Origin of the sequence: Flavobacterium sp. (genome assembly GCF_049318325.1) — a bacterium.
GTDB lineage: Bacteria > Bacteroidota > Bacteroidia > Flavobacteriales > Flavobacteriaceae > Flavobacterium.
Genome location: NZ_JBMOGQ010000105.1, coordinates 1 through 8,185 on the forward strand (window position 1 = coordinate 1; position 8,185 = coordinate 8,185).

Here is an 8,185-nt window from a genome sequence, read left to right on the forward strand (position 1 = left end):
ATACTTACAGAAACCAAAATTAAAAAACAAAATATATTATCATTTGCACAGATTTGCAAAAGTGCATTAGAATCAAATTTAGACGAAATTGTAAAACTTATATATTTAAGACGTCATTTCGAAATAATCGATGATTTAGGAAATGAATATCAAATTCTTTCTAATCTCTTTCATAAACGTAAAAGAGAAGAATGCAAAGACCAGAGAAAAGAAATAGGAAATGACTTAATGTCTGACCAGGATTTTAATTCAGGAATAGACAAAATTAAAGCCTTTCTTCCGAACTTTGATTATTTCTCAAATCTTGTAAAATTAGAAGACTTAGAAACTTTAAAAGCTTTGTACAATAATGTAGAAAATAGCTATGCAAAATTGAATATATTTAGGCTTATCTATGATGAAAATCTTGCTGAAATACCAAGTGTGTTAAGGAAATTTATAAACGAAACCTTTCATATCGAAAATGAACTTATTTGCCAATTAGACCCAAACGAATATGACCTAATTCCTGACTTTATTTTGGAAGAGTGTGATAAATTTATTTTGGAATAAAATGAAAAACAAAAAAACACTGGCTATAACAGCGGTTTGGCAAGATTGCGAATTTTGTGGTAAATTCACGTTCCGAAAAAATTTTATTTTTAATGGAAAATAAACGGTTACGAAGTTCGCAACATCGATAAGCTGCAAAACGTTACCGCCAAGGTTTCCCAAGATTACAAATCAGAATAATGACAAATGAAGAAAAGAATTAAAACCACATACCAATATAAAATGGGAGATATTATTAAGGCAGATCTTCCTGGAACAAAAATAAAACATATTTGCGTAGTACTCGAAAGTGAAGATAGTTTAGGTCACGTAAAATGTTTGCCTGTTTGCAATTTCACCACTAAACAAGGTTCAATTTCAGATTATTCAATTGATATTTCAAAGTATCAATTACCAGAGCATTGGTTTGAAAAAGGAACAAAAGTAGGTTCTTGGATTCGTTGTAATGAACTTGACTGTATTTATAACCTAAATCTTTCGAAAGCTGATGTTTTAGGGAATATTCTTGTAGATTACAACGATTTGTGGAAAGAAGTTTGTCAAGCAGTTTATTCATTCAAAGTTTCACCAAGATTGGAGAAAATATGTGATTGCGAATATGAGGAAATAAATAGCGCAATTGAAAAAGGTGAAATACCAATACCGGATTGTGGTTGTAACTAAAAAGCAAGCCGGTAACAAAACTTAGAAATAATTATAAAATTAATACATATGACAAAAACCGACAGATACATTAACGGAGTCCAAGCTTTAACAAATCTTGTAAGAGGAATAAATTCAGAAATTGGTTACTACAAAGAACATTACTTTACTGAAACTGGTTTCGCGGTTAAATTATCTAATGGCGCTATCAATATGTCTGTAGAAATTGCTCAAGATTATGAAGCTCAACCAAGTAGTGTAACCCCAGAAAGAATTCAAAGTGTTGCAGATACATTTAGAAAAATATAAGTGAAAAATAAAGCCAGCTTCCAACAGCCCTAACTGTTGTACAAAATCTCCAAAAGACTAAGAATTCAAAATAAGTATAAAAACCAATCTCGTTTAAGATGATTTAAGCGAAGTTATTTCTTGGCTTAAAGTTGTAGTTTTAAATAAAAGTAACATGTCACAAAAAACATCTCTATTTTTAAGACCTTAAAAGAAGACTTTTTTAATCTCGAACTGGATTTAAAAATCAAGCCCATATAAATCTCCAAAACGAATTTAAGTCTATAATAAATCATTTGTTTTCCCCGGCTTTATCCTTTAAAAATCGCTCTACCTCTCTCAAAACATGCTTATTCGCTAATCGCTTTGTTTCACGAAATCGCTTTTTGTCTTGTTCAATTTCTCGAACAAACAGAAAGACAAAAAAGAACAACAAAAATACAATTGGTAGGATAGCCATGTCTTTTACATTTAATTGTTTAAAGTCTAGAGACGCTTATTTGTATTATAAAAATGAATGTTATCCAGGGAGAACAATCCTTATATATTGGATGCAGAGCAACATTTTTTACTATTCACTATCTTATAGGGTTAATAATACACTAATATGTTATTTTTTTTCTCGTATCCATTAATGTTTGTATAAGTAGCTATTCCATTAGATAAAAATTGCTTGTTATAGTAAAATCAGCCGCCATACAGGTTATAAATTTCAGATATAAGTTTTTCTAAAATAACGGTGGGTAAAACATCAAACAATACGCATAAACACGTATTTATTCATAATACAATTCTAATTAGATTTCCACATTATAATAGTCTTGATTTAAAAATGTAATAAAGACTACTCAAAGACACTAATGAAAAATTATAACTAAAATATATACATATTATGGAAACAAATAAAACAAATTGGTTTGTCAGAATACTTATAATTCTACTTTCCATATTTATTGGTGGACTAATTTACTTCAACTTCTTTTGGACTTGTCCCCCAGCACAAATATCGCCCGGGCTTATTGTTCTAGTTGCATTCCTGATAGTTTTAGTGTTAAGTGAAGCATTTGACAACTTCTCAGTTGCAAAAATCATTTCCCTTTCCAGAAATGTAAAGGAAAAAGAAAATAAAAACCAAGAACTTAAAAAAGAGAATTATGAACTAAGAAATCAAATAATTTCAATTTCAACAAGCATTACTCAAAAACAAATTAACTCAAACTCAACTTTAGTTTTAACTGATGAGCTAGCTAAAATGTTATCAGTTAGAAAAGCAGACGAACCAGAAAAGCAAAAAGAAACAGAAGAAGAAGCTGAACAAGAATCAACTACTACAGCAACAACGACTAAACCTCCAATTGAAGATTTAACAGCAAAACGTTTCATAAATTCAAAACGATATGAAGAAGTTGCACTTCCTAAATTTTTAGTTACAGAAGGATTAAGTCAACTTCCATTTATTAGTGATGCAAAATTCACCAATCAATTTCAGCAAATTGATCCGGTAAGTGAATTTAGTCCCATATTTGATGGTTACATCAAGACAATAGACACTGAAATATTTATTGAAATGAAAATTAAAAATCGTAATATGATGATGTTACGTGAACGGCTTTATTTAATGCTTAGCAAAATCAATTATTACAGAAATATCAAAAGAGTAAATGCCTATTTATTTCTTGTTCTAATAATAAAACCAAACGAGGAGGCAAACGAATCGATTCTTGACAAAATCAAAAAAGAGTTTGAACCAGCAATTACAAACGGACTTTTAAGAATTAGGGAGATTGAAATTACTACACAGGAAAATCAACAAATTATCGATGAACAACAATAGAATTATAATTACACTTTGCTCATGCACTAAACTTCGGCATAGTCAATAGAAAGAAAAAATTGAATGTAAAACTAATTCTAAAATTTACATCTCATCATTGTAAGCAAAATAACTACAAACCTATGAATGACATCCAAAGTACTACAAGCTTTAGACAAACAGATGGCGATTATATTAAATCCTATTTGATATTACGACAACTCATAGGCCTACTTGGCATTGGCCTGCCCTTTGCGTTAATCATTGGAAATCGATGCATGGGCAATCCTTTTTGGCTGCAGGAATCCATTAGTATTTATTACTATAGTTATATGCATCTTGCCTTTGTAGGCGTGTTAAGTGTATTGGGTATTGTTTTAATTACCTATCACGAAGCGCATTTTCCCTTGGCTAATAAAGTATCTACACTAGCTGGTTTTTTTGCTCTAGAGGTAGCTGCTTTTCCAACTGTCTTTGATAACAATTTTAATGGTAATATCTATGTCATAACTACCGTTTGGAAAGACTGGTTTCAGTACATTCATTTTGGTAGTGCTTTCCTTTTATTCGGGTGTTTTGCAGTGTTTTGTTTTGTTATTTTTCAAAAATCAGATGATAAAATAGTACCTAAAGATTTTGACGCCAAAAAACGCTACAGAAACAAGATATACAAAATAAGTGGCTGGGGCATAGTTATTAGTATAGCCTTAATAGGATTGGGATTAGGGCTCAAACATATTTATCCGTCTAACGCATACTCTGCCTATTCTACTTTCATTTTTGAAACCACAGCTTTGTTATTTTTTGGCAACAGTTGGCTACTAAAAGGCACTGTAAACTGGAAGCAAAGCGGAAATACGATATTAGAAAAAATGGTTGCTCCGGTGAGGTAAAAAATAAACTCCACGAAGTATTTCAATTTCTCAGCTTTAAATAACAGGAATGCCAATGCATGGAAGTAATTAGGCAAGAATTTAAGATTCAGAAATTATGGCAAATGAAGCTGTAATTAAGATTTGAATTTTCTAAATGCTTGTACTGTTTGATAAATTCCATAACCCACTAATAGTCTTCCAAAAAAATCATAGAAATAGAAAAAATTTGTGGGATTAAAATATTTCAAATAGTCAATATCATGAGTTGGATTAATAAATTGAATAAAATATTGAAATTGATGTTCAATTTTTCCAATCGCATTACATTTGATATCAAAAAGATAAATATCAGTATAAATTATAGATAGGTTAAAAAACAAAAATCCAAATATGATGGTAAATAAAAATCCACGAGTCCAAGATTTACCATGATTATTTGAAATATAATTGAAAAAAAGAATAAATAAATCTCCATAAGGTTTATAGAATATATTTTTTTTATTTTTTAAAGAATTTAAAATCCACTTTTTAAATTTTGAAAACCAATAAGAATTTAAATTCATATTAGAGTTAAAGAACTTATCAAGAATTTGTTTATTATACACTTTGGTTTCCCAATTTGAGTACTTAATTGCATCAAAATTACTTCCTTGTGATTTAAGCTGATTTTTTATTATTCTGAAGGTTTCTCTTTTATTGTTAATTGTAATTTCTCCCTCCTCGGATACTGCATGTTCAAATTTCTCTTCTTCATCAAAATCGTTAACAGTTTTATAATTTTCAAGTTTTATATCGAAAAAACTACATGAACCTGATATTATTGCTAAAGACAAGTCAAGACCTTTATTAAATTTAGTGTGTCTAAAAATGGCAACTTTATTGATTAAAGTATATGTAAACAATACGTTCTCATGAAATTTTGTAATAGCAAAAACTGTAATTCCATTAAAATCTGTTTTATAAAAAATAACCTTTTTAAAAAAACTCGTATTCCAGAAATCTGCTAAATCTCCAAATTTTGTATTTCCAAAATTTACTGTACTTTTAAATTGACAAGAAAATATTTTTACTTTGTTTGTGAAAGTAACATCTTTAAAACTAACATTACCTTTGAATGTACAATTATTAAATTCTACTCTATTTTTAAATTCTCCATTGAAATTAACATCTTTTTCAAAAATCCAATAATTAAAATTATGATACAACATTTCATTTGAACTGATTGTACATGGAATTTTAACATGACAACTATCTGTTTTTAAAAAATATTCGTCACGTAAGTAATTATTTAAGTCGCTATCATTATTTATTTCTTTCATATTTTTAAATTTTTATCTCCAACTTACTTCCTCAGGCATCGGCTTTCCTGTTTTGTTATAATCCCGATGGCGGATTTGTAATCCTTGCCGATACTAAATTCTAGCTAACATTCCGTTTTCTAAAAATAGTTATTATTAACAACCTAAAGTTTCGCCATAAAATAATATTGCAGTAATAGCACGGTTATAAATCCGCTAGCTGTGTTTACTTTATTTGATTGCATTCCCCAATAAAATGGATTAAGGATAAAACATAATATTCAAAACAAGTAAAAAAATAAGCTAAAATAAAGAGTTCTTTTTATGACACTATTCTTCGCAAAGTCTCATGACTTTACAAAGCTTTTTGGAGGAACTCTTTGCGGAGCTGGGTACATTTATTCACACTTTTTAAAAATAATATTACTGTTATCATCATTTTCTATAATAAACACAGCATCATTAACAAATTCTCTTTGTTTAGTTTTTGTGTTGTATAGACCATACCAATTCAAAATAAGATTTTTTTTGTTTTTAATAAGCTTTCCTATTATTTCAGATTTTGAAATTTCACTTTCCTTAATAGATTTTGCATTTTCATAGTCTACTCGTTGAGATGCAATACTGCTATATTTGATAAAATATTCGTTTTCTTTTAGTTTATTTTTTTCAATACTAATATTTATATATATAGCTCCGTAGTATAATGATAAATAACCAAAAGTCTTATTAATATCAAAAGTGGTTAACGTGTTTGAACAAGACATACGCCATAATCCGTCAATATTAAACTCTCTTTTATTAAAAACCCAAGTTTTTAGTATCTTCTTTTCGCAGATAGCTTTTAATTTAACTTTATTACCAATAATTTCTTCTTTAAATGAAAAAAATTTAACTCTATCAGACCGTACATTAATTGTATCTATAATTTCATAATAATAATCGCCAACCCATTTTAAATTTTTTATTTTTAATAAACAAAAAGTAGAATTATTTTTAACTTGAATATTAGTTTTTTTGAATTCTAAGCATTCCAAACTATCAATGTTTTTAATATCTCCATAAAAAGTGTGCTTATAACCTACAATATTGTCAAATAAATGAAATTTTAGCCCTACATGAGGCTCAATATTTATAGTGTTTTCAGTTATTTGAGATTCTAAATTTAATGTAAAAATTAAATAAATGATAATTATGAAAATAGTGTTTTGAAATAATTTTATATTTTTAAACATAACTAAAAGCTTTTAATCCATTAATGAAATATTTTTTACAATTTTCCCAATTTTTTGTTCCACCATTAACTTTTGCTCTAATTATTTTTATTTCTTTATCTTTTGGAGTATCAATCTGATCTGCAAATTTCCAAACTTTATTCTTTTCCCAATAAGCAATAGCACTCAAAACCATATACTTCGGTTCTTTTATTAAGTCTGGGTTGGCCTCCAAATCTTGATATTCATTTGGAAATATTTCTTTTAACGTATTTGAAGCATTTTTATAATTATTCCTTCCTGTTAATTGAAATAACCCTCTACCTCTATATGTATAACCATCTCCACTTGCCTCATCTCCATTCCCAAGATCAGGTTTGTTTTCAGCAGCATAAACATAGTTTAATAATTTTTTTTGAGGTCGTTCTTTGCAATATTCCTCTAACTTTCCTAAACTTTTTAATTTTTTGGCTCTAGCTCCAAATGCAGCTATACTACTGTCAACTTTATAATGATAAACATCGGATTCAACCATCCAATCTGAATTAATCCCTAAAGTTTCAGCCCCAACTTGAGCAAAAAAATGAGCTTTTCGTAAAGGTGTATCAACATGAATAAGTTGTTTGTTTTCTATGCTTAATTTAATGTATTTGTTTAAGTTGTCGACTATTTCCTGTCTAAACTCTTTTTGGTTTTTTATAACCCCATAAATAGCTTCAATCTGTTTTAAAGTTATTTCCTCATATCTAGCTAAATTTTCCTTAACCTCACTAACACTTCCATCTTTATTTACTTTTACTTTTATAATTTTAGAATTACCATATTTTGGTACATTAGAAACAGAATTATCTACAATCCAAGCAGTCAAATCATACGTTTGCGTTTCGGCTAGCACTGTTGGAAACTTCACTTTTACTTTAGCATACAATTGATTTTCCTTTTTATCTTTTGCAGGATAGCTTTTGGCAATAGTTTTAGTTTTATCTATCTCCACTTCCACAGTTTGGTTTAAAGATATATTGTCAGGAGTTAATTTATCCAAGAAAATATCAACTGTAAACTCTTTGTTCAGAGCATCAATACTTACTCCTTTACTTACTTCAATTTTTACAATTTGTCTCGGTTTTATTGTAATCTTCTCCTCTTTCATAGCCTTATCCCTAACTTCTATTAAATCAAAATTTCCCAATATAACTGGAGCTGTACCTACCATTTCATCCGTAGCTTTGTAATCAAATGTTTGTGGATTCAATTCAAACTCTTGCAGTTTAGCTCCTAGTATTCGGTCTTTTATAAAGTCATAAACAAATACTTTTACTCGTACATCAGGGTTTTGAGGCAGTTGTGCCGCCAGTGGATGGTTAGCATTTGTTGATGGGGCATCCAGTTTTGCAGTTATATTTTTGGTTTGTGGGTTATAGGTAGCCTCGGCTACATTATTGTTAACCGACACCAAGATGCGTTGGCTTTTAGGATCGTAATTCTCTGGCGTGGCTACCACCA

General features: G+C 29.1%; 8 protein-coding genes. 5 read left to right on the forward strand and 3 right to left on the reverse strand.

Annotated features, from left to right (window positions below; genetic code table 11):
* From ACOYLP_RS09390 to ACOYLP_RS09410, 5 genes are all read left to right on the forward strand, one after another.
* A partial coding sequence (locus ACOYLP_RS09390; protein ID WP_422855915.1) for a hypothetical protein occupies positions 1–552 on the forward strand: 552 nt, incomplete at its 5' end.
* 186 nt (positions 553–738) lie between these two features.
* The gene (locus ACOYLP_RS09395) at positions 739–1,215 is read left to right on the forward strand and encodes a hypothetical protein (RefSeq protein ID WP_422855916.1); all 477 of its coding nucleotides are present in this window, start codon (positions 739–741) and stop codon (positions 1,213–1,215) included.
* A 48-nt stretch (positions 1,216–1,263) separates the two neighbouring features.
* Positions 1,264–1,503, forward strand: coding sequence for a hypothetical protein (locus tag ACOYLP_RS09400; RefSeq protein WP_422855917.1), 240 nt, complete (start codon positions 1,264–1,266; stop codon positions 1,501–1,503).
* Positions 1,504–2,374: 871 nt separating this feature from the next.
* Entirely contained in the window at positions 2,375–3,316 is a 942-nt protein-coding gene (locus tag ACOYLP_RS09405; RefSeq protein WP_422855918.1) for a hypothetical protein, read from the forward strand.
* A gap of 122 nt (positions 3,317–3,438) precedes the next feature.
* Complete coding sequence (locus ACOYLP_RS09410) at positions 3,439–4,188, forward strand: hypothetical protein (RefSeq protein ID WP_422855919.1); 750 nt, start codon at positions 3,439–3,441, stop codon at positions 4,186–4,188.
* 116 nt (positions 4,189–4,304) lie between these two features.
* Here ACOYLP_RS09410 and ACOYLP_RS09415 read toward each other — a convergent pair whose 3' ends face one another.
* From ACOYLP_RS09415 to ACOYLP_RS09425, 3 genes are all read right to left on the reverse strand, one after another.
* Positions 4,305–5,489: a pentapeptide repeat-containing protein gene (locus ACOYLP_RS09415; RefSeq protein ID WP_422855920.1), complete on the reverse strand. Its 1,185-nt coding sequence runs from the start codon at positions 5,487–5,489 to the stop codon at positions 4,305–4,307.
* 377 nt (positions 5,490–5,866) lie between these two features.
* Positions 5,867–6,703: a hypothetical protein gene (locus ACOYLP_RS09420; RefSeq protein WP_422855921.1), complete on the reverse strand. Its 837-nt coding sequence runs from the start codon at positions 6,701–6,703 to the stop codon at positions 5,867–5,869.
* A partial coding sequence (locus tag ACOYLP_RS09425) for a glycoside hydrolase family 19 protein (RefSeq protein WP_422855922.1) occupies positions 6,696–8,185 on the reverse strand: 1,490 nt, incomplete at its 5' end. The genes ACOYLP_RS09420 and ACOYLP_RS09425, both read right to left, overlap by 8 nt.